Raw genomic sequence first — 25,240 nt, forward strand, 5'->3', positions numbered from 1 at the left:
AGTCTCGTCAGACGGCGGCCCTGTGTCCGGCGCCCAGATCACGCAGGATCAGTTTTTCGGGCGACTGGCCGACTGGTAGCACGGGCGTTCCACTGGCATCACCAGCCTGCCGTTCTGGCAGAGGCCGCGTGGGATCCGGGACCGGCACTGCGGACAGCAAACGGCGGGTATAGGGATGGCGGGGCGAATGCAGCACCGCATCACGCGCGCCTTCCTCGACCACCTGCCCCAGACGCATGACCATGACCCGGTCCGCAACCTGTTCGATCACCGCCATGTCATGGCTGATGAAGAGGAAGGCCAGCCCGTCTTCGTCCTGCAGGCTTTGCAACAACTCCAGAATCTGCGCCTGAACCGAGACATCCAGCGCCGAGACGCTTTCATCCGCGACAAGGATCTTTGGCGACAGTGACAAGGCCCGCGCGATGTTGATCCGCTGCCGTTGCCCGCCGGAAAACTCATGCGGATAGCGCTGCATCATGTCCGGCGACAGGCCGACGCGGCGAAACAGCTCTGCAGTGCGGTCACTCATCTCCGACCCGCTGGACAGACCGTGAATGACCAGAGGCTCGGCCACTTGCTCGCCAACGGTCATCCGCGCATCCAGCGAGGCACCGGGGTCCTGAAACACCATCTGAATGTCCCGGCGCACCGGCTTCAGCGCGCCTGGGCCCATGCCATGGGTCTGCTGCCCCAGAACCGAGATCGAGCCCTGCCATGGCACCAGCCCCAACAGGGCCTTGCCAATTGTTGATTTGCCACAGCCGGATTCCCCGACCAGCGCCAGGGTTTCTCCTGCACGCACGGTAAAGGACACCTGTTCCACCGCGTGGACCCGCGCCTGCACCCGGTTGAGGATACCGCCGCGCACATCGAACCGCACCGACAGATCGCTGACCTCCAGCACCGGGGCGCCCTTTTGCACCTCCGGGCGAGGCGGCGCGGTGCCAAGACGCGGAACCGCAGCCAGCAATTCCCGCGCATAGTCGCTTTGCGGTGCGGCAAAGAGATCGCGCACCGGGGCGCTTTCCACCTCTTGTCCGTGGCGCAGGATCACCACACGCTCCGCCATTTCCGCCACGACCCCCATATCATGGGTAATCATTAGCACAGCGGTTCCATGATCCTTTTGCAAGGCGCGGATCAGATCGAGGATCTCTGCCTGCACCGTCACGTCCAGCGCGGTGGTCGGCTCATCGGCGATCAGCACCTCGGGATCGCAGGCCAGCGCCATGGCGATCATCACCCGCTGTCGCATGCCGCCGGACAATTCGTGGGGATATTGCTTCAGCCGCCGTTCCGGTTCCGTCAGTTGCACATCCTGCAGCAATTTCAGAGCCCGCGCAGGGGCTTCGCCGCGACTGCAGGCACCATGTTCCAGCAGCACCTCGGCCAACTGGTCCTGCACCGTCATCAGCGGGTTGAGCGAGGTCATCGGCTCCTGAAAGATCATCGCCACCCGCACGCTGCGGATATCGCGGTAGCCACGCGGGCCAAGGGTCGTCAGCTCCAGATCGCCGAGTTTCACCGAGCCGCCCGCGATGCGGCACATCGGCTCTGGCAACAGCCCCATGATCGCCAGCGCGGTCATGGATTTGCCGGAACCGCTTTCGCCCGCCAGACAGAGCGTTTCGCCCCGCTTCAGATCAAAAGACAGCCCATCCAGAACCGTCTTTGCCCCCGAAGGGGTGGCGACCTGAACACTCAGGTCGCGCACTGTCAGCACGGTCTCGCTCATTCGAACACCACGTTCGGGAAGTAGAGGCTGACCACCCAGTTCGGCATGTCGACGATTTCGGAAATCCGCAGATCGCCGCAGACGGAACACAATAGGTAGGCATCTTCGGCCGACAACCCCTTGGTGCGGCCCAGAAGGTCGACCATGGCGCTAACGGCATCCTTCGCGGCCTGCATCATGTCATTGCCGATGCCTGTGGTGACTTCATACCCTTTGGCATCCAGATGGCGCGTCACCGGCCCCGGCGTGGAAAAGCGCGGGAAGTTCAGGGTTTCCCCCTTCACCACGTCCAGCGTGACCTCCACATCCATCGGCGATTCAATCGCGGTGCCGCAAACCTCGCCATCGCCCTGCGCGGCGTGTGTATCCCCGATGGAGAACAGCGCCCCTTCGCATTCCACCGGCAGATACAGCGTGGTGCCTGCCGCCAGATCACGGATATCGAGATTCCCGCCCATGCGGCGTGGCGGCACCACCGAATGCAGGCCTGCCTCGGCCGGGGCCAGACCTATAGTCCCGGCAAAGGGTTTCAGCGGCACCTTGGCCAGATCTGAGAACAGCGACGGCGCCAGGGTTTCCGGATCGTAATCCCAGACCTTGAGGTAGGGATCGGTGAACTGATCGGCGAGCAGGCCAAAGCCCGGAATATTCGCCGTCCAGCCGAACCCCGAGGGGTGGAAGGCTTCGATCTTGACCTTCAGCACATCGCCGGGTTTGGCCCCATCGACATAGATCGGCCCGGTGACCGGGTTGATCTTGCCAAAATCCAGATTGGGCACATCGGCGCTGGTGCTGTCCTTGTTGAACTGCCCGCCCGAACTGTCGAGACATTGGAAATGCAGGCGCGATCCGGGAGCCACCGTTTCCACGGGCGGGAGCGAATTGTCCCACCCGTGATGGTGTGCACCGTGGATCGTGTAATCACAGTGCTTACACATTTTTATTCAGCATCCTTCGAGTAGATGTAGTCATAGTTGACCGGAATATGGACCGGATCAACGAACAGGCTGTCGTCGCCCGCGATCCTGTCCGAGGTCAGGGTGAAGCGTTGCTCGTTGAAGACCGGCACCCAGGGGGCATCCGCCATCACATCCAGATAGATGGATTTCCACGCCTCGATCCGGGCGTCGGCGTTTTCCGCGCCAGTCATGGCGTCCGCCTCGGCAGCGCGGGCGTCCAGCTCCTCGTTGCAGTACCAGGACCAGTTCCAGCCCCCCTGAACCGCGCCGGCGCAGCCCAGGATCGGACCGTAGAAGTTCGACGGATCCGGGAAGTCGGCGATCCAGGCCATGCCGCCGGACCAGATCATCGGCGCCTGATCGGCCTCACCGCCTGCGGCGATCACATTGGCCTGTGCCAGGCTGCGGATCTCGGCGGTGACACCGATCTCCTTGAGGTCCTGCTGGATCGCCTGTGCAATCCGCGGGTTGGGATCGACGTTCATCACATAAAGCTCAGTGGTGAACCCATCGGCAAAACCAGCCTCGGCCAGCATTTCCTTGGCGGCGGCGGGATCAAAGGCATAGCCTTCGTAATCCTCGGCGTAGCCCGGCATCGACGGCGGCAGCGGCTGGTTTGCCGGAACCGCACGGCCGTTGATCAGCTTGACGATACGGTCCTTGTTGATCGCCATGTTGACGGCCTTGCGCACGGCGACATTGTCGAACGGCGCCATCTGGGTGTTCAGTGTGATGTAACCGGTGTGCAGCTGGCCACCTTCGATAACGTTATCCTTCTGTGCCGGATCGTTCATCACCTGCAGGAACTGCGCGGGCGGAATGCCGTCGCCGGGCACATCCGCCTGCCCCTGTTGCAGGCGCAGCAGGGCAACGGTGGGCTCCAGCCCGATTTCAAAGGTCACCTGATCCAGCTTGGGCAAGTTGGTGCGGTGGTAATCGGCGAACCGTTCGAACACCACGCGCTGGCCCGGCGCCCATTCCGCCAGTTTGAAGGCGCCCGAGCCGACCGGCTGACGGCCAAAATCTTCGCCTGCCGCCTCGACCGCTTCCTTGGGCACGATGGAGGCAAAGTTCAGCGCCATCACATGGCCAAAGGTCGCGTCGGGACGGGACAGGGTGATCTCGATGGTCTTGTCGTCGATCACCTTGACGCCCGAAAGCCCCTCGCCTTCGCCCGCGTTCCAGCTGTCAAAACCCGCGATCATGCCAAAGAAGCCTGCGCCAGGAGAACGGGTTTCGGGGTTGGTGACGCGCTCTAGCGAGTATTTCACATCCTCGGCGACAATCTCGCGGCCGTTGTGGAACTTGATCCCGTCCTTCAGGGTAAAGGTATGAGTCAGACCGTCCTCGGAAATGGCATAGTCGGACGCCAGTTCGTTGCGCAGCGTCGTTGTGCCCGGCTCATAGCCCATCAGCCCGTCGAACAGCGATTTGATCATCGACCAGTTCTGCCAGTCATAGCCGATGGCCGGGTCCAGCGTGGCGACATCGTCCTTGTAGGTGACGGTCATGGTGCCACCCATCGGGGCATCTGCATTCACCTCTGCGGCTGCCATATGGCCGCACAAAGCCAGTCCGGCGACACCGGTTAAAAGAAATTTCTTCATGATTTCAGTCCTCTGTTGGTTTTACCGTTTCTATTTGGTCTTGATACGGGGATCGATTGCCGGCGCCACGAGGTCCGCCAGAAGATTGCCCAGAACGATCGCGGTGGCCGAAACCATGGTCACACCCATGATGACCGGAATGTCCACGCGCTGGATCGCCTGCCAGGCCAGCTGGCCGATCCCGGGCCAGCCAAAGACGCTTTCCACAACCACGATGCCGGACATGAACAGCCCGATGTCGATGCCGATCATCGCGATGATGGGAAGAATGGAATTGGGAATGACGTGCCGCAGGATGATACGGGCCTTGCCCAGCCCCTTGGCCCGCGCGGTGCGGACAAAATCCTGGCCCAGCACATCGATCATGCTGGAGCGCATCATGCGGCTGTACCAGCCCGCACCGAGAAACCCGAGCGTCACCGCAGGCAGCACCACGTGACCAAAGGTGCCGTAGCCGCCAATCGGGAACCAGCCCAGCTTCACCGCAAAGACATAGAGCAGGAGAATGCCGATGACGAATTGCGGTGCGGAGATGCTGACAAAGCTGAAGATCATCAGCCCGTGGTCTGCGGGCTTGTTGCGGCGCAGGGCCGCGACGATACCGATGGTCAGGCCGAACACCAGCTCGGTCACGATGGCCGCAACCATCAGCAACAGGGAGGCAGGCAGGCGGGCAGCGATCAGCTCCGAGACTTCGGCGCGTTGCAGATAGCTGCGCCCCATGTCGCCCTGAAACAGCGCCGTCAGGTAGTTCCAGTACTGCACGACAAAGGGATCGTTCAGCCCCAGCTGATCGCGGATGTTCTGCACCGTTTCGGCGGTGGCCGACCGCCCGGCGATCTGCCGCGCCGGATCGGCCGGCACAAGATACAGCAGGATAAAGGTCACCAGCGTGATCCCCAGAAGGATCAGCGCGCTCTCCATCAGGCGGCGGACAAGATAGGCCTGCATCAGTGGCGTCCTTTCAGAGTCGGATCAAGAATGTCGCGCAGGGCATCGCCCACCAGATTAAAGGCCAGCGCCAGCAACAGGATCGCAATGCCGGGGAAGAAGACCAGCCAGGGGGCGGTGGTGAAATAGGTCTGGTTTTCGAAGATGATATTGCCCCAACTTGGCATCGGGGGCTGCACGCCCACGCCAAGGAAGGACAGCGTCGCCTCAAGCAAGACCGTTGTCGAAATTCCCAGGGTGCCAAAGACAACGATGGACGACAAAAGATGCGGCAGCAGGTGTTTGAACAGGATGCGCAGGTGGCCAGCGCCCAGCGCCCGCTGCACGGTGATGAAATCACGCTCGGCCAGCGACCGGGTCTCGGTATAGATCACCCGTGCCATCTGTACCCAGTTCACCATCGCGATGACCAGCGCCACGATCAGCAGCGAGGGCTGAAAGATCGCCGCCAGCACAATCGCCAGCAGCAGCGCCGGAAAGGCCATCATCAGATCGGTAAAGCGCATCAGCACCGCGCCGATCCAGCCGCCGAAATAGCCTGCGGTAATGCCGACACCAGCGCCCAGCAGGATCGCGATCCCATTGGCAAGGATACCGATGATTAGTGAGGTGCGCGTCCCCAGAATAAGCCGCGAAGCCAGATCCCGCCCCAAAAGATCCGTGCCCAGCGGGAAATCCGCGCCCGGCGGCAGAGGCGCCCCGGCCAGACTTAGCCCGTCAAAGCTCTGCTCAAACGGGTCATGCGGCATGATCCACGGCGCCAGCAACGCGGCGCCCACCATCAGGATGATGATCACCATCCCAAAGGCCGAGCGCGGCCGAGTCATTAGCTCATAAATCACACGTCGGCTGCGCGCGCCGCGGCCTGCTGACATCTGACCGTCTGTGGCTGCTGTCATCGTCATGCCTGCCCCCGCATGGCCGGGCGTGCCAGAAACCGGACGGCGGCATCTTCCAAGGCGACGCGCTCTACCATGGCAAAGGCACGCAGTTTCTTCAGGGCCGTCGCCTCATCGACGCCCTCAGAGCGCATGATGACAAGAACCGCCTGCAACAACTCCAGCCGCATCGAGGCGCGCCGGTTGCTTTCGGCTTCGCGGCGGCGGGTTTCCATGCGCTCCTTGAACCGAGCAAAGCCCAGCACCAGCGCCGAGTAGATATTGGCGGTGGCATTGACCGGCAGATAGGCGTCCAGACCCTGCCGCACGGCCCATTCCAGGCGTCCCGGCGTTTCCGACCCGATCAGCCCAAGGATCGGCATAGGCGCAGATTGCGGCGACCAGGGGAATTGCCCGTCCTCGGCCCGGTCAAGGTCCAGAACCAGCAGGTCAGCGCGGACATCTGCCTCTTCCAGCGCGGGCCAGCGCCCTTCGGCCTTGATGCCAAGCGTGCCCAGACGTCGGACCAGTTGATCCCGCATTTCAGCGCTGGGATGCAGGACAAGAGCGTGTTTTCCGGCGAAGCTATAGGTCATTTTACGATCCTCAAACTGGGCGTCTGGAGCGGCGGGGCGGATACGGGGGGAACGCAGGTCAGATAGGGGTCCGCAGCGACGGGTCCCTCGGCCGAAGACAGCAGATGAAACTGTGCGTTCTCGGCCTGCGCGATATGCGGTGTCAGCGATGCGTGTCGGGTGATGGGGTCGATTTGCACCGGACCCAGAACCGTTTCATGGCGCGCATCGCAGGCCGCGTGGAACACCGCCCTTGGCGCGGTAGTCCCGGTTTTCGCGACGGTTTCGGCCAGAATGCGGACACTGGCATAGGACGTGGCAAAGACACAGGAACAGCGCCCGTTCGGGGATATTTCCCGGGCGCGCTGCACAAAATCCTCAGGGCCAAGCGGTTCGAAGTAGGTCCCGGCCGAAATGATCCCGTCGCCATATTGGCCCAGCACATCAAGATCCGCTTCGGATTGGTTGCAGGACAGGATTGTTGGCCGCTGCCCGGTGGGCAGTCCGCGCAAGAACGCCTCATTCGACGGACCGATCAGCGAATTGACGACAACATCCGGCTGCTCGGTGATGATCTCGGAGAGGGCCAGATCGGAGTCCACATCGCCAAGTGGTACGAAACGCTCGCCGACGATCTCAACCCCGGCGGCGCTCAGCCGTTCGCGGGCCAGACGCAGCGTTTCCCAGCCCCAGACATAGTTGGAGCCAAGCAGGTAGGCACGGCGCGTGCCTTGGCTCAGCACCCGGTCCAGCAGCGGGATCATATGATGGTTCGGCGCGCCCCCCATGTAGACGACGTGATCGTTGCTTTCGAAGCCCTCATAGGGGCACGGGTACCACAGCATCGCACCATAGCGTTCCAGCACCGGGATCATGTCCTTGCGGCTCCAGGAGGTGATGGCGCCCACCACGTGTGACACACCGCCAGAAAGGATATCGCGGGTCATCGCCTCATAGGCCTCGGGGCGGCCCGCCGGATCACAGGTCACGGGCGCAATTCGGGCAATGCCCTCGCGCTCCAGATCGGCGATGGCCAGCTCGGCCCCCGCCAGTCCGGCCTGTCCCAGCGCGGCGTAGGGTCCAGAGGTCGAGAAGACCAGACCAAGATCGAATTCCAGCATAGTACCCCACAAACGAAAAAGCCCCGCCACCCTGCAAGAGGGTGATCGGGGCTCAATTGCCAACGGCGATCAGGTCGCCATGTAGGTCCAATAAGGCTTAACAGGACCGGGAAGTCAAACTCTTCGTGGCCGTTTTGTGACGGCTCAGACGCGGGCGCCGATTTTTTGGGCAGCCGCGAAGGCGGCCCTTTGGCGCCTGTTTCTACCGGCCCCATGACGCCGCAGACTGCCGTCCCTTCTGCCCCATGATACCTTTGGCCGCACCGGAGTTGCGGCTAGCCAAACAGCGACAGCAGGATCCCCCCGACACACAAGGCATTGGAAATGATCAGCAGCGCAACCGCCAGAGAGCCAAGGTCCTTTGCGTGTTTTGCCTGCACCGACCATTCGGGCGATATCCGGTCGGTCAGCACTTCGATCGCGGTATTGAGCGCCTCGACCGCCAGCAGGAGTGCAAAGAGAATGGCAAAGGCCGCAAGCTGTAGAGCAGAGGCCCCAAGAACCAGCAGCAGGAACCCCGTCCCAGCCCCCGCGACAAGCTCCAGCCGGGCGGCGGTTTCCCCCATCAACCGCTGCAATCCGCCAAGAGAATACCGCGCAGCGGCAATGACATGCGCAACGCCGGTCACGGCAGGCGGGATCTCTTGCGGAGCTGCGCCCTGCGATTGATCACGTACCGTCATGTTGCGGGCCTCGCGATACGGCAGCGCGACGCCAGATCCAGCTCCGGCTGCCGGACCTCGGTGCGGATGTCGAGGAGGCCCAGAACCGTATGGAACAGATTGTCCTGACTGACAGGTTGATCGGTCATATCCTTCAGACAGGCGCCATCCAGATGCATCGCTTCGCGATAGCTTTCCGGCACCCACATCAGGAACGGCACCCGTGTCTGCGCCTCCGGCGCCATGAACATCGGCGCGGCGTGGAGGTATAGCCCGCCCTCCCCCAGGGATTCACCGTGATCCGAGATATACATCAACGCCGGTAGAGCATGGTCCTGCGCGTTCAGCATTGAAATCGCCTTGGCCAGGATGTGGTCGGTATAGGCGATGGTGTTGTCATAGGCGTTCACGATCTCTTCCGGCGTGCAATAGTCGAACTCGGCTGTTCTGCAATCAGGCGTGAAGCGGGCAAACGCCTCGGGGTAGCGCCTGTAGTAGGCGGGCCCGTGGCTGCCGATCATATGCAGCACCAGCACGGTGTCTTCCTTGATCGCTCCGATCTGCCGCGCCAGCGCCCCAAGAAGCGCCGCATCGCTGCATTCCCCGTCGGCGCAGGCCGCCGGGTCAAGCGTAACATCAACCTGCCGCGCGCCGGTGCGCCGGGCGATCCGCTGATCCCCGGTGTTGTTGTCGATCCACACAGGCTGCACCCCGGCATGATCCAGTACATCCAGAAGGTTCTCCTGCCCCATGAAAGCGCGGTGGCTGTAGTCACTCCGGCCCAGCGCGGAGAACATGCAAGGCAGCGACACCGCCGTCGATGTTCCGCAGGACGAGGTTTCGCTGAAATTGAGGAGATCAAGCCCCGCCAGCTGCGGCGTGGTGTTCCGCTCATACCCATTCAGCGCGAAGTTCTGCGCGCGGGCGGTCTCTCCGGCGAAGATCACCAGCAGAACCGGTTTTTTTGCCGCCAGCAGGTCTTCCCCCTTGGCTGCATCCTGTCCCAGCGGTGCGACCTCTGTGTTGCTGGCCCGGATTTCCATCTTGGCGTAGCGGGCGATGGCGCCAATGGTGGCGCCGGGCTGGTAGCTGCCCATCAACTCGTGATGCTCTCGGATGACCGAGGCATTTGCCTTGAGGTTGACGAACAGGAAACCGAACGTCATCGCGAAGCTTGCGACAGCAGTCAGCGGCAGCTTCCACAGGATATGCCGGAACTTCGGATAGGTGATGCGCGGCCAGAACAGCAAGGCGGCGGGCAGCACGCCAGTCAGCCCCATGTAACGCAGATAGGGCAGCGTGATCAGTTGCCGGGATTCCGCATAGGTGGTGTTCATCACGTTCTGGATCATCAACTTGTCGATCATGATGCCCAGGTGCCCCTGATACCATGAGGCCGCCGCCGCCAGCAGAATGAGAATGGCAGCCACCGGGCGCTGCACGCGCGGCCAGCTGAACGGGCTAAGGGTAAAGAACGTCAGCATCCAGACCGCAGCCCCGAACAGCACGACATTCATCGGCGCGCCCTCGAACAGCGTCGAGAGATGCCGCCAGAACGCCGCGTTGAAGGCCACCAGCATATAAGTGGCGACCAATATGTTGAGCATCGTCGGCGACAACTCCGGTCGCCTGACCTGTGGCAGGCGGGCGTTCAGCCTTCTGGCTGCATCGGCAAATCGTCCATGCAAGGGGCATACCTCCGGTAAAATATATCTGGTCTGGGCCGTCTTCAGCTGCTGTCGCCAGGGACGCTTCGTTGCCTCGATCACCGGAAATCTCCGGCCATTGCGGTTGGCGCGGGGCGGACGAAAGAACTGATGACAAGCCTCTGCCTGCGCCACCGGATGCCGCAGCAAGCTTTCAGTAACCTTACATCTCTCCGGGTCGGCCGAAACGCGCCGGGCCAGGACCGTCATGCTTCTGTCAATTAGCTGCGGTACCTCTGGCGCCACGCGCAGCAGCACGGGCGAGCACGATGAAGTACCGCACCCTCTTTCTGTCTGACATCCATCTGGGTACCCCGGGGTGCCAGGCCGAACTGTTGCTGGACTTCCTCAACAGTCACGACGCGGACAGCTATTACCTGGTGGGGGACATCATCGACGCCTGGCGGATCCAGCGCAAAGGCTTCCTGTGGCCCCAGGCCCATAATGATGTGGTGCAGGCAATCCTGGCAAAGGCCCATGATGGCGCCGAGATCTATCTGATCCCCGGAAATCACGACGAATTCCTGCGCTCCTACCTCGGGACGCATTTCGGCGGCATCGAGGTGGTGCAGACGGCAGATTTCATCGCCGCCAACAACAAACGCTATCTGGTGACCCATGGCGACCAGTTCGATTCCGTAGTGGTCAATGCAAAATGGTTGGCCCACCTTGGAGACCGGGCCTACGATTTCATGCTCTGGCTCAACACCCGCATCAACCGGCTGCGGCATCTTTGGGGCGGGCAATACTGGTCCTTGTCCAAATGGGCCAAGCATCAAGTCAAACAGGCCGTTAATTTCATCAGCGAATATGAAAACGTCCTGACCGCCGAGGCCCGGCGCGGTGGTTATGACGGGGTTATCTGCGGCCATATCCACAGCGCCGCCCTCCGAGATATTGGCGAGATTTCCTACGTCAACACTGGCGACTGGGTCGAGAGCTGCACTGCCGTGGCGGAACGGGAAGACGGGCAACTGGTGCTGATCGACTGGACCCGCTCGGCCCGGCGCGCCCATCACCGCAGCCGCCGGGCGCGGCGCAAGGACAAACAGTTCGAAAAAGACCGGCAACTTGAAAATGTATGATAGGTGCCCCCGATGAGCACGACCGCACAGGCGCGGCTGAATGCCGCCGTTCTGCAGGATGGCGATGCCACAACCGGACGGCTGGAGCGTCTGTTCTCGCGGCTGTTCCTGGGCCTTGTCTATCCGCAGATCTGGGAAGATCCGGTTGTCGATATGGCAGCCTTGAATATCAAGCCGGGAGACAATCTGGTCTGTATCGCGTCCGGCAGCTGCAACCTGATGTCCTATCTCACTGCAGGCCCCGCGTCGGTTACCGCCGTCGATCTGTCGCCTGCCCATGTGGCGCTGGGGCAGCTGAAACTGACCGCAGCGCGCTGCCTGCCGGATCATGCGGCGTTCTACCAGTTCTTTGCCCGAGCTGATCTGGCCAGCAATGTCGCGCTCTATGACCGCTACATCCGCCCCGATCTTGACCCGCGCACGCGGGATTTCTGGGACGCGCGGCAACCGATCCACCGCCGGATCTCCCTGTTTCAAAACCGGTTTTACCGTCATGGTCTGCTGGGGCGTTTCCTCGGCGCTGTGCATCTGGTGGCCCGCCTTGGCCGCGTGGACTTTGCGCCGCTGCTGGCCGCACGGACTCTGGACGAGCAGCAGGCGTTTTTCGATGATGAGATTGCGCCGCTGTTTGACATGTGGCTGGTGCGCAAACTGGCCGGGTTCCGCGCCGCCCTGTTCGGCCTTGGCATCCCCCCGGCCCAGTATGACAAGCTGGCCGCCGACGGTGGCGGCGACGTCCTGCCGGTGCTGCGCGAACGGGTGCGCAAGCTGATGTGCGATTTCCCGATCCGGGAGAATTATTTCGCCTGGCAGGCCTTTGCCCGGCAATACGACCCCGCCCCGGATGGATCCTTGCCCCCCTACCTGAGCCGGGAGAACTTCGAGGCTCTGCGGCAGAGTGCAGACAACGGACGGATCGTGAACCGCTCCCTCACCGATCTGCTGGAGGCAGAGCCGGACGAGAGCAAGGAAGGCTACGTGCTGCTGGATGCGCAGGACTGGATGAATGATACGCAGTTGAATGCGCTATGGGCGCAGATCACCCGCACGGCGAGGCCGGGAGCACGGGTGATTTTCCGCACCGGCGGCAGCGCTGATATCCTGCCCGGCCGGGTCAGGCCCGATCTTCTGAACCAATGGGCCTATGACGCCGAAGCCTCGGCCAAAGGCACGGCAGAGGATCGTTCGGCCATCTACGGCGCCTTCAACCTCTACCGCTACAAGGGGCCTTCCCATGTTTGATTCAGCGCCCGATACCCACGCTGATCTGATGGATCAGACCTATCGCCATCAGCGGGTGATCTATGATCTCACCCGCAAATACTACCTGTTCGGGCGTGACCGGTTGATTGCGGCCCTCGCTCCCAAGGAAGGCGCGCATATTCTGGAGGTGGCCTGCGGCACCGGGCGCAACTTGCATCTGGCGTCCCGCAAATACCCGCATTGTGCCTTTTACGGGTTGGATATCTCTTCCCAGATGCTGCTGTCGGCACAGGCGAAATTGAAAGACCGGGCACAGCTGGCTCAGGCAGACGCCTGTGATTTCGACGGCGCCGAGCTGTTTCAGCGCCCCCGGTTCGACCGGGTCTTTGTCTCCTACGGGATTTCGATGATCCCGGACTGGAAGACCGCCCTGCGCATGGCGGCCGCGCATCTGAGGCCCGGCGGTGAACTGCATGTGGTGGATTTCTCGGATCAGTCCGGATGGCCCGACTGGTTCGAAGCCTCCCTGCGCCGATGGCTAGCGAAATTTCACGTCAGTCCGCGGCTGAACCTTGAAACCACCCTGCACAGGATTGCCGCAGAGACCGGCGGCACGGCAGAGCATCGCCAGCTTTACCGCGGCTATGCGCAGTACGGCGTGCTGCGCAGGCCGCGTTGACCTGAAAGTCAGCCCCCAGCCCGGCCCCTGGGCCTGCTGCGGGCCGCTGTCGCGGTCGGGCAGCACTGGTGGGAAACCCATCACAGACAAGGCATTCCGGGTTGCACAAATGGTTGTCACCGCGGCGATGCCGCGCCCCAAAGAAGCAGACTTCGCTGAGCAAGCACCACAGGCTGAGATCCAGAGATTCACCCAATGGGGCCAATTGACGTGGATCAACGCGCATATGCGGTAGGCCGCATATACATGCGTCATGCAAGAGATACTTAACGCCATTTATGACTCGACCCGCCGCGCCGCCCTCGCCATCGTTTGGGACGGCGGCGAGCACTGCGTCTGTGAGTTGATGGAGCGGCTTGATGTAAGCCAAAGCCGCATGTCGCGACACATGAAGGTGCTGCGCGAAGCTGGTCTGGTTATCGACCGGCGAGACGCTCAATGGGTCAGGTATCGTCAGAACCCGAATATCCCGGCAGAAATCGCGGCTGTCATCTCTGCGGTCTTGCTGGCGGAAAACTCTCTCGAACAGGAGATGGCATGACCACAGATACCCAAGGACTCCCCGCGAAGCATGCGGCACCGGATTGGCTGTGGTATGCGGCTGTTATCGGTGCCGCGGTCGTTGGCTGGCTGGTATACGGGCAGTTGATCCCGTTTTCTGAATGGGTCACCAGCCTTTTGCCCGTTGCCCGTGACAGTCACACCGGCGAGGCGATCGCCTTCTTCGTATATGACGTCCCCAAAGTGCTCCTCCTTCTTACCGGCATCGTCTTCGTGACGGGTGTCCTGCGTAGCTGGTTCAGCCCCGAAAAGACGCGTACCATCCTGGCTGGCAAGCGGGAGTTCTTCGGCTATCCGCTGGCCGCCTTTCTTGGTGTTCTGACACCGTTTTGTTCTTGCTCATCCGTGCCCCTTTTCATCGGTTTCGTCTCCGCAGGGGTTCCCTTGGGCGTGACGTTTTCGTTCCTGATTGCCGGTCCGATGGTCGGCCCGGTCGGACTTGGGCTGCTCTATGCTCTGGTGGGATGGAAAATCGCCACGATCTACCTTGTATTCGGTTTCACGATCGCAACCGTCACCGGCTACGTGATGGGAAAGATGCGACTGGAACGCTATCTGCAGGACTGGGTGCGCGACCTGAATGCAGGTCCTGTTGGTGCCCTCCCCGAGGAGACGGTTACTTTCGTCGACAGGTTGAAAACCGGCGCAGAGCAAGTCCGTGAAATTGTCGGCAAAGTCTGGATCTGGGTGCTGATCGGGATCGGAATTGGCGCGCTGATCCACGGGTATGTCCCCGAAGCGATGATGCTGAAAATCATGGGCGGTGAGGCATGGTGGTCAGTGCCGGCGGCGGTCGCCTTGGGCGTGCCGATGTACACCAATGCCGCCGGTGTCATTCCCATAGTCGAGGCACTGCTTGGCAAGGGCGCGGCCCTTGGCACGACGCTTGCTTTCATGATGTCGGTGATCGCCCTGTCGCTGCCCGAAATGATAATTCTAAAACAGGTGCTGACCCTGCGGCTGATCGCGATTTTTATCGCCATTGTTGCCGCCGGTATTCTCGCCACTGGCTATCTGTTCAACTTCCTTCTGTAAACGCCCCCATAGATCCGCTCTTGAAAGGACATCCCGTGAAATCTGTCAAAGTCTACGGTCCCGGCTGCAAGCGCTGTGAAACCACAGAGAACATGGTCCGCGACGCAGCAGCGAAACTGGGCGTTGAAATCACCCTCGAAAAGGTGACGGACGCGAAATCCATCGCAATGGCAGGTGTCATGTCGACACCCGGGCTCGCGGTGGACGGCAAGCTTGTCCATGTGGGCGGACTTCCCGACCCGGCCAAGCTGGAGCAATGGCTAACCGCCTGAGCAGCCGGATCTAAGCTTTAGCAGCCAATTTGCCTGGACACCGCGGACGATGCGCCAAGTCAACAGTCGCAAACCGGACGCAAAGCCAGTCGCAACGGGCTGGTGGTTTCCCGCCGTTGCGGAGGCTGGCATGGGGCATCTCGCCAAAGGTGTAGTACACGTGACGTCCTCTGTGCAGCTCACTGAGGGCAGCCGTCCGATCAATCTGGCGCCCCGCGCACAATGCAGCTTTTATCCTCCCGCAGCGGTGTGGTTGCCGCCCGAACCAAAGGTACAGGCTATTGCGTCCCGAAGTCGCTACTTTCCGTTGAGCAATGCGGTCTGGTTTATCGAGATCGTTCCTGGCGTCAGATAACTGGGCAATTCTGGTGGCAGTAATACCGAAAGGGTTTGCAACCTTTTGCAGGTACGTTCCCGTGCTTCCAGAAGATGAAATTCCAGTAAGGAGGCCGCGGCGGCTGCATCATTGCGCGCCAGAGCTTCAAGAACCGCGATGTGTTCTGAAATGAGACGGCTGGTCCCCGGCGACCGACCAAGAAGCAGGCGGAACATTTCATTGATTGCCAAGACCAGGCGCGATTTTTGAAGGGTCTTGAGCAAGTGGTCGTTGCGGCAGCCAGACAGCGCCTGCACATGCAAGGCATTTTCCATTTCAGAAATGTCCTCTGCGTCCAGATCCCCGTCTTGGCGGTCCAGCTCCCGTGCCCGCGCCAAGGCCCGTTCAATGTGGCTTTTTTCGATATGGGGCGCCGCCTCTGCCAGCGCCACAGGCTCCAGCAGGATGCGCAACTGATAGTGATTGCGCACGTCCAGAGCGGTCAGAACCGGCAACACCCATTTGGAGCGCTCATTCTTCTCTACGATGCCGGAACTGCGGAGTTGCGAGAGCATATCGCGGACGACCGAGCGGCTGACGGAAAAGCGCTCGGTGAGCTTGCTCTCGTTGATTTGCAGAGGGCCGAAGGGAAGGGCGCGGATCAGCTCATCGCGCAGGACTGGCAGGATCTGATCAGGGTTGGACAGCGCTCTTGGAACGCTGCGGCTTGCTGTTGAATCGAACAGGGCCTGTTCAATCGAATCCCGACGGGGCGGGACAGAAGAATCAGTCCCGACCAGAAAGCCCCGGCCTTCGAAGCGGGTGATCATTTTTGCAGAATGGAGCTCGGCAAGCGCCTTTCTGATCGTGGTTCTGCTGGTGCCGAAATGCCGGGCCAATGGCTCTTCGGTCAGAACTTGTCCGGTTTCCAACCGCCCAGCCTCTATGGCGTCTTTGATCGCTTGGGAAATCGATATGTATCTGGGAATTATGGACAAATTTCAAACTTCGCTTTTGCGTTCTGTTTCGGATTCCAGCCACTCAACTGACATGCGCCGAGCCCCTAATCCCCAACTGCAACCTATCTTAGGCCGCTGCACTGGGAAACAAAAGGCTTCCCTTTCTTTAAAATGATTTTATGAATACCAAAGATCATTATAATGCGGGAGGACACGAAATGGCATATTCAGAAGCGGCGGCGCAGCCCCCGAGGGCGGATGAACAATCGCATCTGTTAGAAGCTTCAATCTTGCCGGTCTGGCTCAATCAGCGGACCATTGGTGGACTAGGCTACGTGTGGATCTGGATTGGTATGGCGGTCATTATCGCGACCTTCCAACTCGGTGCGGGCGGGGTTGCCGGATTGCCTCTGACGACGGTGATCGGAACCATTTTCCTTGCCAATCTTGTGCTTGGTCTGGTGATGGCGCTGACGGCAGACATCGGCACCGAGCATGGCATCAGCTTTGCGGTCTATCTGCGGGCGCCGTTCGGCACCGTCGGCACTCACCTGCCTTCGGTCACCCGCGGCATCGTGGCGGCGGCCTGGTTCGGCATCCAGACCTACCTCGGAGCGCTCGCGCTGAACGGCATCGTGTCCTATCTGGGCGGCTTCGACAGCTGGGTCTTCTGGTATGTCGCCTTTGGTCTGATCCAGATCATCAACACCGCGATGGGCATCCGGGCCGTGCAACTACTCGCCAGTATTGCAGCGCCTGCGATCATCGCGATCTCGATCTGGATGTATTACACCCTCGAAAGCGTCGCTTCGGCGAGCGGCCATAACATCTGGACCTTTGCCGGTGACGCGGAAATGAGCATCGTTGCGCTCTTCGTGGCCAATATGGCGTTCTGGTCGGCGCTGGCGGTGGATATCCCCAATATCACCCGCTTTCTGAAGACGAATGGCGGCGAGAAAAGCTTCTTCCGTCGCAACCGCAACATCTTTGCGGCGCAGTTCATCGCCCTGCCGGTGGCGCAGAGCTGGATCGCGCTGATCGGGGCGGTTTCCTTTATCGCGACTGGAGACTGGAACCCGATCAACGTCATTCAGGCGCAGGGCACCGGGGTGACGCTGGTCGTGCTGCTCGCGATGGTCATCCTCGCGCAGTGGTCTACCAACACCAGTGCAAACCTGATCCCGGCCGCGCTGACCTTTGTGAACGCTGGCGCGCCGCGCATCACCTATACGATGGGCATCGTGATTGCGGGTATCGTCGGCACGCTCACCATGCCCTGGCTGATTCTGAACCACCTGTTCACCTATCTCGGCATGTATGGCGCGATGCTGTCTGCTGTCGGTGGCATCATGGTCTGCGACTATTTCCTGATCCGGGGTCGCCGCCTGAACGTGCCGGACCTGTACCGCGAAGATGGCCAGTTCCGTTACTTTGGCGGCTGGAACCCGGCGGGTCTGATCGCCTGGGCCGTTGGTGGCGGGCTGGCGCTGTATTTCATCCAATACGCTTATGTCGTCGGCTTCCCGGCTGCGATGGCGGTGTATTTCATCCTGATGAAAGCCTGGGTCCTGCCGCGTCATCAGCAGGCCGAGATCAACGACCCGGACGATGCGAAATACCTCGCGACTTCGGTGGATCTGAACTGGGTCTACACGGCGGAAAACGGCATGCAGCGGGTCAGAACCGCAGACATCCCGTCGGATGCGATCGCTCGTGAAGACCTCTAAGCCGTTCAATCGGGGCGGGGGCATATCGCACCCGCCCCTGGAGACCATCATGACATTTTTTGAAGAGCATCACTCAGCCGGGACAATGACAGTTCCGGTGACGGAACGAACGGCTGCCGCGCTGCACGCGCTGGAAGGCTGGCAAGAGACAGGCGCCTGCACCGCGATCACCGCAGAACGCGCGATGACGCAGGCCGCACAGGCCGAAGACCGTGCGTCCCGTGGTCAGGCGTTAGGGCCTCTGGACGGGATGAGCGTCCTGTGGAAGGACATTATCGACCAGACGGGCCAGATCACCACCTGCGGTTCGGCGCTGCGCAAATCCGCGCAGCCTGCGACGCAGGACGCGGCCTGTGTATCTCTGATCGAGGCCGCCGGTGGCGTATCGCTGGGCCGGACCGGCCTCTCGGAATTTGCCTTCTCGGGCCTTGGCATCAACCCGCATTTCGGTACCCCGCCCTCTGCCCTGTCAGAGACGGTGCCGCTGCTGCCGGGCGGCTCTTCCTCGGGCTCGGCGGTGCTGGTTGCGGCGGGGCTGGCCGATCTCGGGATCGGCACCGATACCTCGGGCTCCGTCCGGCTGCCTGCGGCGCTGAATGGCATCTTTGGCTTCAAGCCCAGTGCGAGCCGCTATGATCGGACCGGCGTGCACGAGCTGTCCCGGACGCTTGATACCGTTGGCACATTCGCACGGTCCTTTGACGTGCTGCGCGCAGCGGATCGCATTCTGAACACGAGGCCAGCAACCAGCCCCGACACTGCAAAGACCGAGATCCTCGATCTGTCAGAGAGCCTCGGGCCGGTCTGGGACCCGGAGGTCACTGCGGCCTATCAGGCGGCGCTGAGCCGTATGACAGCCGCCGGATGGAGCGTGCGCGCCGCACATCTGACGGCGGTGGACGAGCTGCGTGCGCTGACCGCCGCTGAGGGACCGCTGGTCGCGATCGAGGCCCGACGGAAATATGCGGACCTGCTGGCCAGCGACGAGGCCAGCAGGATTGACCCGGTGATCCGCACGCGGCTGCAGCAGGCGCCGGTCCTGAGCGACGTGGACTATGCCGGTTACCTGCAGAAACGGGAGCAGTTGATCGTGGCGGCCCGCGCCGAGATCGGCGACAGGCTGCTCGCCTTCCCCACCGTGCCCTCGCTGCGCCACCCGCTGCCGGTCTATCTGAACGACCAGAAGGCGGCGCAGGAGCTGAACGCCAGACTGCTGGCTGCGACAATGATCGGGAGCCTGCTGGACTGGCCCGGCCTCGCGGTGCCGCTGCGCGATGCAGCGGGCCGTGTCGAAGGCTCGATCCTGCTGTCCGCCGCCTCTGGCAATGATGAGGGGCTGCTGGTTCAGGCCGAGCAGCTCCTCCCTGCACTTACCCATCCAATCCTCAACATCTAAGGGAGAATGAAATGACAAAGAAAATTTTTGTCGCTTATGGCGTGGATGTCGATGCCGTTGCCGGCTGGCTCGGGTCCTATGGCGGCGAGGACTCGCCCGATGATATCTCGCGCGGGATGTTCGCGGGCGAAGTCGGCTCGCCGCGCCTGCTGAAACTGTTCGAGAAATACGGCATCAAGACCACCTGGTTCATCCCCGGCCACTCGATGGAAACCTTCCCCGAGGAAATGGCAGCGGTCGCCAAGGCAGGTCACGAGATCGGCATTCACGGCTATTCGCATGAAAACCCCATTGCGATGACCCGCGAGCAGGAGATGGCGATCCTCGACAAGTCGATCGAGCTGGCAACCGCGCTGAGCGGCAAGCGTCCGACCGGCTATGTTGCGCCCTGGTGGGAATTCTCCAATGTCACCAACGAGCTGCTGCTGGAGCGCGGCATCAAATACGACCACTCGCTGATGCACAACGATTTCCACCCCTACCGGGTGCGGGTCGGCGACAGCTGGACCAAGATCGACTACAGCCAGCATCCCGACACCTGGATGAAGCCGCTGGAGCGGGGCGAGGAAACCGACCTGATCGAGATCCCCGCCAACTGGTATCTCGACGATCTGCCGCCGATGATGTTCATCAAGAAAGCACCGAACAGCCACGGTTTCGTCAATCCGCGCGATATCGAGCAGATGTGGAAGGACCAGTTCGATTACGTCTACCGTGAAAACGACTATGCGGTTTTCACCATGACCATCCACCCCGATGTCTCGGGCCGTCCGCAGGTTCTGATGATGCACGAGCGGCTGATTGAATACATCAACAGCCACGAAGGCGTGCAATGGGCCACCTTCGACGAGATCGCAGACGACTTTAACGCACGCGCACCGCGCAAAGCGTGATCCAGACGGTGGGAGGGGCCTCCCCTCCCACCAATAAATCACCAGGCCCGGAGGATATCGGCATGTGCGGATTATGCGGAATTTTTGGCACGGATGACCACTGGAGCGCCGCCGGGTTTGAAACCAGGGCCTCGGCAGATCCGGTGCTGCGGCGGCGGGACCGGACGGCGCGGATCGCAGTGGTCAATCGCATGCTCGCCCGCAGGCGTATCCAGCTCTCGGATTGGCAGGGGCAGAGCTATATCCTGCGCAATCTGACCGGGCGGCAGGCCATTGTCAGCAATGTCACCGAGGTCTGGGCCGCGCTTGAAGCGGAGTTCGGCGGCGGGTTTGACCCGCTGGACCCGGCAAACTTCCCTGAAGCCCTCCCCGAGCCAGGAGCGCAATCATGATGCGTCGTACAGCGGTTCCCATCACCCTGCTGACCGGCTTTCTGGGCGCCGGCAAAACGACCTGGCTGGCGCGCGCGCTGCAAGATGACACCGCAGGCCGCGTCGCCGTTCTGGTGAATGAGTTCGGGGCGGTCGGCATCGACCACCTGCTGGTGGGCACCATCGCGCCGGATACCGTGCTGCTCGATTCCGGCTGCATCTGCTGCCAGATCCGCGGCGAGCTGAAGGACGCGATCCTGAACCTGATGAGCCAGGCGCAAAACGGCGAGGTGCCGCAATTCGACCGGATTGTCATCGAAACCACCGGCCTGGCGGACCCGTCGCAAATCCTGTCGACGCTGACCTTCGATCCGGTGCTGCACAATCAGGTCATCCTGCAGGACGTGGTGACCGTGGCCGATGCGCTGAACGGTGCCGCGCTGCACGCGAAACAGCCCGAGTGGGTGGCGCAGGTGGCGGCGGCCAGCACGATCCTGTTGTCAAAGACCGACCTCGTGCCCGAGGATCGGCTTCTGGACCTTCAGTTGCGGCTGGGGCTGATCAACCCGACAGCACAGCTCCTCGATGCCCAGCAGTGTCCGACCTTTGCGGATATCGCCAGCGATGGCACCAGCGCCCCCGTCCGGGCGCAGGCGCGCGCCCCCTCGCATAGCGACGGCACCGGCGCGCAGACCCTGAGCCTCAGCTTCGACGATCCGCTCGACTGGACCGGGTTTGTCATCTGGCTCTCGGCGCTTATCCACCGCCACGGCACCAATCTGCTGCGGGTGAAATGCCTGCTCAAGACGCCCGAGGGTGTCGTCCTGATCGATGGGGTCGGCCACACGTTGCATCACCCGCGTCACCTTGACAGGGAGATGCCTTCCGATCAAAGCTCGCACCTCGTATTTATCGGCCGTAACCTGGACATGACGTTGTTGCGTGCCTCGTTTGAAGCCTTTTTGAACGTGAAAACATCCTGACAGACATAAAGCAAAATGCCGGAACCACTGACATCGCCGCCTTTGCATACCAACCCACCCGTGCTGCGCGTGTTGGGAACCGGAGTGACGCTGATCGACACCGTCCTCGCCTCGGCAGAGGCTGATCTGGGTATCCGGCTTGAGTTCACCGCCTTGGACGGGATCGAAGCACAACGTCGTGGTGTACTTGCGCCAGACAGTTTCGACATCTACGACCAGTGGTTTCATGACCTTGATCTGGTCTGGCCTGCGCGTTCGCTACGGCCGATCGAGGTCGATCGGATCGACTGCTGGGACGAGATCTGGTCCTGGCCGGTGCTCCAGAGCGACCCCGACAGGACGGCGCCGCGCGGCACGCCGCGAGACCGGTTATTCGTGCAGGAAAGCGGCGAATTGGGGCCGGCAGCCTCAGGCCAGATTTCCATGCTGCCAACGGTGTATAACGCCGACAGTTTTGCTATCGTCGGAGACAGCATCGCACCCGAGCCCAGGAGCTGGGGCGATCTTTTGTCCGAGCAATGGCACGGCAGGGTCGCCATTCAGGCGGATGCAGCCATTGGCGTGCCCGATCTGCTGCTGGCCTTGCGCGCACAGGGCGAGTTTCAATGCGATAATCCCGGAAACCTGACCCTCGGAGAAATCGGAAGTTTCATCCGCCTCGTCAAACAATATCAACTGTCGGGTCATTTCGCCGGGTTCTGGACCGATAGGACGCCTGGCGCAGATGGGACCGCCAAACTTTCGACAATGTGGTGGTCGAATTACCTCGCGCAAAAGGCCAAGGGTATCCCTATCCGGATGTGCGCACCGCGCGAAGGCTATCGCGGCTGGTGCGGCGGCATGGCTTTGTCCCGGCATCTCGATCAGCGCACCGAGGACTTGGCCTACGCTTATCTGAACTGGTGGCTGTCCGGCCCCGCAGGCGCGATTATGGCGCGCAATGGTGCCTATATGGCTGCCCCCAGCGCGACGCGCGCACACCTGTCATCGGTTGAGTGGGATTTCTGGTATGGTGGCAAACCTTCCGCTTGCGAAATCCGTGACGCGTTTGGGAATGTCGTCTATCACCCCGGAGAACGCCGCGAGGGCGGCAGTTATGAAACGCGGCAAAGTCAGATCGTGATCTGGAATTCCGTAATGGAAGAGCACAACTTCCTGGTCCGCCTTTGGGATCTGATCACTGCGGACGCGCTGATATAGCGGCCCCCGTGTCTCGAAGCGGATTGCCAGAGGCGGCAGGCAGTATTGTGGAGACTTTGGGGCCATACGATACACCGGACTCTGAAAATCCGTCTGATCCTCCTGAACATGTCGAAATCTAGTTTCTGAATTGATCTGGCCCCCATTTCCATCGCCAGTTTCGCCCTCGTCGATCACCCTGGCGGAGTAGAGCCGCGGTAGGCTGCGACAAGTCATACGGTCGTTTCCATGTTTCTGAAGGGGATAAAGATACCAGTGCCCGTTAAGGAGGTCTCAAACAACCCCAGGGCGTTTTTTTAAATCTGTGTATTTTTACCTAGGACTTAGCGACATGCCAAATATTTCGCCGCCGTTCACTGCTTTGTCTTTGTTGACCAATCAATCTCTGAAGTCCGCAAACAGCCTGGCAGAACAGAGTGCGTACGACCTTACCCCTTCTCCGTTGATGGCTCGCGGCTTTCCGGGCCCATTGTTTCAGGTCAATTTCCCAAAAAATCAAAGCGCGATTGAAGACTGTCAGCGCGCCATTGTTCGATGTGGCTGTTAATCATTGTGCAGATTATAACGGGTGTCGAGGAATTGAAGCTTGTCACCGCGTCGGAAGCACTGGAACTGGTTGCGGACGAGCGCCCATTCGAATGTGATTTTCTTGGTAAAGCAATGGATACAGGATTTAGGGTCGCACAGCTTGCTAAGCCAGAGAGGTTCACACTCAGTGTGCAGCTAGCTCAGGTCATTCTGGACAGCCTAGAACACTATCAATTTGAGCACGAGATCAGGTTTGACAAGCCTATCCTGCTTAAAGGTGTGAATGGTGGTAAGCCTTATCCCGTTCTTTACATGGACACGATGCAGCATCTTTCCACAGAGCACGTGCAAATCCATGAACGACGCCTGCTTGGGCAAAGCGACGCCCCAAGTAGAGCGCAACTGCGGGAGTATTTGGACGCCTATTGTAGTGTAGTAAGCACCGAGCGCATCCGACTTCCAACTGAGCCTGGAGACTTCGCCATAGAACCGACAAAAAGTTACCACTTATACAGAGAAAAAATAGAGAAACACCTTATGGACGTGGTCGACCATAGCCAAGGTGAGCAAGCGGAAGGCGAGACTGATGGTGTGGAAACAGCGGTAAAAACTGTTAAGGTTAGAGCTCTAAGAAAAAGGGCCCTTTAAAAAGAAACAGCCTTCATGAAGTTCTCCCTTCAACGGAACGCTTCTAGACAACACCTGACGCAGTCCCAACCCCAAAAGACCATATTATTTCGGAAATTGAAAAATCACATATCAGGAGCCGAGCGAGAGACCTCCTGTGTCATCAAAGAGCAATTTGACCCCCGCTCAAAAGGCACCGCAGTTAAGGTAGCAGGAATAATTTGCATGGATAGCGCCCTTCTAAACATCTGGAGAGAGAACGGAGCCTTTTTGCGGTATGGAGACGCTAAAGCGCTCTTCTTGATGAGTGTGAGTATTGCAGCTCTGTTCTCGTTTTTAAGACACACTCTAATCGCACCTGGTTCTGACTGGGCACAGATTTCGTATATTTTCGACGCAGATATGGGCCTGCATTCTTGGCTGACAGTTTTGTCATTTTCATTTTCGGCTCTAGTTTCACTCCTTGTAATTGCACCCACTCTTTCAGACAGAATGATACGTGTCACATTTTTTAATACCTTGGGGCAATGCCTGCAGAGGGGACCAATTCAAAGAGCTGAACTCGGCTTTCTCACATTTAGGGATATAGCAAAGCACTCAGATGCAGACGAGTATGTCGACCGTCTGAGAGAACTCGACGTTCTCAATAGGGACGCTGATGAGAAAAATGAGAATTTGGCCCGGCAGGTTTGGGTGATCTCCAGAATTGCGTATGCGAAATTTTCCGCTGTGAACTTGTCCCTATTGTCTCTGGCGATTGGGTTTTTCTTTTCCCTTTGTGCGGCATAGTAAAAGAGAGTTCAGCTCGGACTAACGAACCTATCCGCTTTTCAGGCAGAGATCTCGTGTTCCGTGATTTTCCTTAATCTTTAGTCCCTGGTCGTAAGCTCCGGAACTAGGACAAAGTCCGGGCCCGTGACGGCTGCCCCGTGGGGCAAATTGGTGACTATGGACATGCCCTAGCTAACTGCCCGCGGCTGCCCAGGATTGTCAGGTTGGGCTTCCGCAATACACACAAGTTGGCTTGCCCAAAAGGAACCAAACTGAACCAACCGCAATTCTTCAAATTTCACTGGAGTTGAATCTGGGTAAGCGCCGTCTCAACCCCACATTGCTGCTAATGGCTTCGGCTGCGATGTGATCTCCATCTCATGATGGGGAGTGCGTTTCGCAATGTGCGCTACAAATTCGTTTCTCAAATCTCTGGG

At 60.4% G+C, this 25,240-nt stretch carries 24 protein-coding genes; 14 read left to right on the forward strand and 10 right to left on the reverse strand.

The genetic code is table 11. From position 1 onward, the window contains the following. Positions 1-7: 7 nt before the first annotated feature. From SM763_RS21195 to SM763_RS21235, 9 genes are all read right to left on the reverse strand, one after another. Entirely contained in the window at positions 8-1,738 is a 1,731-nt protein-coding gene (locus tag SM763_RS21195) for an ABC transporter ATP-binding protein (protein ID WP_368999648.1), read from the reverse strand. Next, a complete protein-coding gene (locus tag SM763_RS21200; RefSeq protein ID WP_368999649.1) occupies positions 1,735-2,676 on the reverse strand; it encodes an acetamidase/formamidase family protein in 942 nt (313 codons plus the stop codon). Before SM763_RS21200 ends, SM763_RS21195 begins: the two co-directional genes overlap by 4 nt. Positions 2,677-2,678: 2 nt before the next feature. Next, a complete protein-coding gene (locus SM763_RS21205; protein ID WP_274836442.1) occupies positions 2,679-4,304 on the reverse strand; it encodes an ABC transporter substrate-binding protein in 1,626 nt (541 codons plus the stop codon). 30 nt (positions 4,305-4,334) lie between these two features. After that, entirely contained in the window at positions 4,335-5,255 is a 921-nt protein-coding gene (locus tag SM763_RS21210; RefSeq protein ID WP_065271757.1) for an ABC transporter permease, read from the reverse strand. Further along, complete coding sequence (locus tag SM763_RS21215) at positions 5,255-6,160, reverse strand: ABC transporter permease (RefSeq protein ID WP_368999650.1); 906 nt, start codon at positions 6,158-6,160, stop codon at positions 5,255-5,257. Before SM763_RS21215 ends, SM763_RS21210 begins: the two co-directional genes overlap by 1 nt. Next, a complete protein-coding gene (locus SM763_RS21220; RefSeq protein WP_274830976.1) occupies positions 6,157-6,729 on the reverse strand; it encodes an ANTAR domain-containing response regulator in 573 nt (190 codons plus the stop codon). The genes SM763_RS21215 and SM763_RS21220 overlap by 4 nt, the downstream gene beginning before the upstream one ends. Continuing rightward, entirely contained in the window at positions 6,726-7,829 is a 1,104-nt protein-coding gene (locus tag SM763_RS21225) for a transporter substrate-binding protein (RefSeq protein ID WP_368999651.1), read from the reverse strand. Before SM763_RS21225 ends, SM763_RS21220 begins: the two co-directional genes overlap by 4 nt. A gap of 275 nt (positions 7,830-8,104) precedes the next feature. Next, positions 8,105-8,512 carry a diacylglycerol kinase gene (locus SM763_RS21230; protein WP_368999652.1) on the reverse strand — a complete coding sequence of 136 codons (408 nt, stop codon included), beginning with the start codon at positions 8,510-8,512 and terminating at the stop codon, positions 8,105-8,107. After that, on the reverse strand, positions 8,509-10,179 hold the full coding sequence (locus SM763_RS21235) for a phosphoethanolamine transferase (RefSeq protein ID WP_368999653.1): 1,671 nt from the start codon (positions 10,177-10,179) through the stop codon (positions 8,509-8,511). The genes SM763_RS21230 and SM763_RS21235 overlap by 4 nt, the downstream gene beginning before the upstream one ends. A 287-nt stretch (positions 10,180-10,466) precedes the next feature. Between SM763_RS21235 and SM763_RS21240 the strand changes: the two genes are divergently transcribed. The 6 genes from SM763_RS21240 (at position 10,467) to SM763_RS21265 (ending at position 15,032) form a co-directional block, all read left to right on the forward strand. Then, entirely contained in the window at positions 10,467-11,282 is an 816-nt protein-coding gene (locus SM763_RS21240; protein WP_368999654.1) for a UDP-2,3-diacylglucosamine diphosphatase, read from the forward strand. Positions 11,283-11,294: 12 nt separating this feature from the next. Next, positions 11,295-12,524, forward strand: coding sequence for a BtaA family protein (locus tag SM763_RS21245; RefSeq protein ID WP_368999655.1), 1,230 nt, complete (start codon positions 11,295-11,297; stop codon positions 12,522-12,524). Continuing rightward, positions 12,517-13,164 (forward strand): class I SAM-dependent methyltransferase, encoded by a 648-nt coding sequence (locus SM763_RS21250; RefSeq protein WP_368999656.1) that lies wholly within the window; start codon positions 12,517-12,519, stop codon positions 13,162-13,164. Before SM763_RS21245 ends, SM763_RS21250 begins: the two co-directional genes overlap by 8 nt. A gap of 253 nt (positions 13,165-13,417) precedes the next feature. Beyond that, complete coding sequence (locus SM763_RS21255; protein ID WP_274836436.1) at positions 13,418-13,705, forward strand: ArsR/SmtB family transcription factor; 288 nt, start codon at positions 13,418-13,420, stop codon at positions 13,703-13,705. Beyond that, entirely contained in the window at positions 13,702-14,760 is a 1,059-nt protein-coding gene (locus tag SM763_RS21260) for a permease (protein ID WP_368999657.1), read from the forward strand. Before SM763_RS21255 ends, SM763_RS21260 begins: the two co-directional genes overlap by 4 nt. A gap of 35 nt (positions 14,761-14,795) precedes the next feature. After that, positions 14,796-15,032 carry a thioredoxin family protein gene (locus tag SM763_RS21265; RefSeq protein WP_065271767.1) on the forward strand — a complete coding sequence of 79 codons (237 nt, stop codon included), beginning with the start codon at positions 14,796-14,798 and terminating at the stop codon, positions 15,030-15,032. Positions 15,033-15,329: 297 nt separating this feature from the next. Here SM763_RS21265 and SM763_RS21270 read toward each other — a convergent pair whose 3' ends face one another. Next, positions 15,330-16,346, reverse strand: a complete 1,017-nt coding sequence (locus tag SM763_RS21270) for a GntR family transcriptional regulator (RefSeq protein WP_274833898.1) — start codon at positions 16,344-16,346, stop codon at positions 15,330-15,332. A 179-nt stretch (positions 16,347-16,525) separates the two neighbouring features. Here SM763_RS21270 and SM763_RS21275 point away from each other — a divergent pair, with 179 nt between their 5' ends. The 8 genes from SM763_RS21275 (at position 16,526) to SM763_RS21310 (ending at position 24,821) form a co-directional block, all read left to right on the forward strand. Beyond that, complete coding sequence (locus SM763_RS21275) at positions 16,526-18,034, forward strand: NCS1 family transporter (protein WP_368999658.1); 1,509 nt, start codon at positions 16,526-16,528, stop codon at positions 18,032-18,034. Between the two features lie 49 nt (positions 18,035-18,083). Continuing rightward, positions 18,084-19,430 carry an amidase family protein gene (locus tag SM763_RS21280; RefSeq protein ID WP_368999659.1) on the forward strand — a complete coding sequence of 449 codons (1,347 nt, stop codon included), beginning with the start codon at positions 18,084-18,086 and terminating at the stop codon, positions 19,428-19,430. Positions 19,431-19,441: 11 nt separating this feature from the next. After that, positions 19,442-20,323 (forward strand): polysaccharide deacetylase family protein, encoded by an 882-nt coding sequence (locus tag SM763_RS21285; protein ID WP_274836431.1) that lies wholly within the window; start codon positions 19,442-19,444, stop codon positions 20,321-20,323. Between the two features lie 62 nt (positions 20,324-20,385). Further along, complete coding sequence (locus SM763_RS21290; RefSeq protein WP_368999660.1) at positions 20,386-20,715, forward strand: hypothetical protein; 330 nt, start codon at positions 20,386-20,388, stop codon at positions 20,713-20,715. Continuing rightward, positions 20,712-21,677, forward strand: a complete 966-nt coding sequence (locus tag SM763_RS21295) for a CobW family GTP-binding protein (RefSeq protein ID WP_368999661.1) — start codon at positions 20,712-20,714, stop codon at positions 21,675-21,677. The genes SM763_RS21290 and SM763_RS21295 overlap by 4 nt, the downstream gene beginning before the upstream one ends. A 15-nt stretch (positions 21,678-21,692) precedes the next feature. Beyond that, on the forward strand, positions 21,693-22,877 hold the full coding sequence (locus SM763_RS21300; protein ID WP_368999662.1) for an ABC transporter substrate-binding protein: 1,185 nt from the start codon (positions 21,693-21,695) through the stop codon (positions 22,875-22,877). A 579-nt stretch (positions 22,878-23,456) separates the two neighbouring features. Beyond that, positions 23,457-24,053: a hypothetical protein gene (locus SM763_RS21305; protein ID WP_368999663.1), complete on the forward strand. Its 597-nt coding sequence runs from the start codon at positions 23,457-23,459 to the stop codon at positions 24,051-24,053. A 204-nt stretch (positions 24,054-24,257) separates the two neighbouring features. Further along, positions 24,258-24,821 carry a Pycsar system effector family protein gene (locus SM763_RS21310; RefSeq protein ID WP_368999664.1) on the forward strand — a complete coding sequence of 188 codons (564 nt, stop codon included), beginning with the start codon at positions 24,258-24,260 and terminating at the stop codon, positions 24,819-24,821. Positions 24,822-25,240 lie beyond the last annotated feature (419 nt).

Source organism: Pseudophaeobacter sp. C1-32P7 (assembly GCF_041008775.1).
Classification (GTDB): Bacteria; Pseudomonadota; Alphaproteobacteria; order Rhodobacterales; family Rhodobacteraceae; genus Phycobacter; species Phycobacter gallaeciensis_A.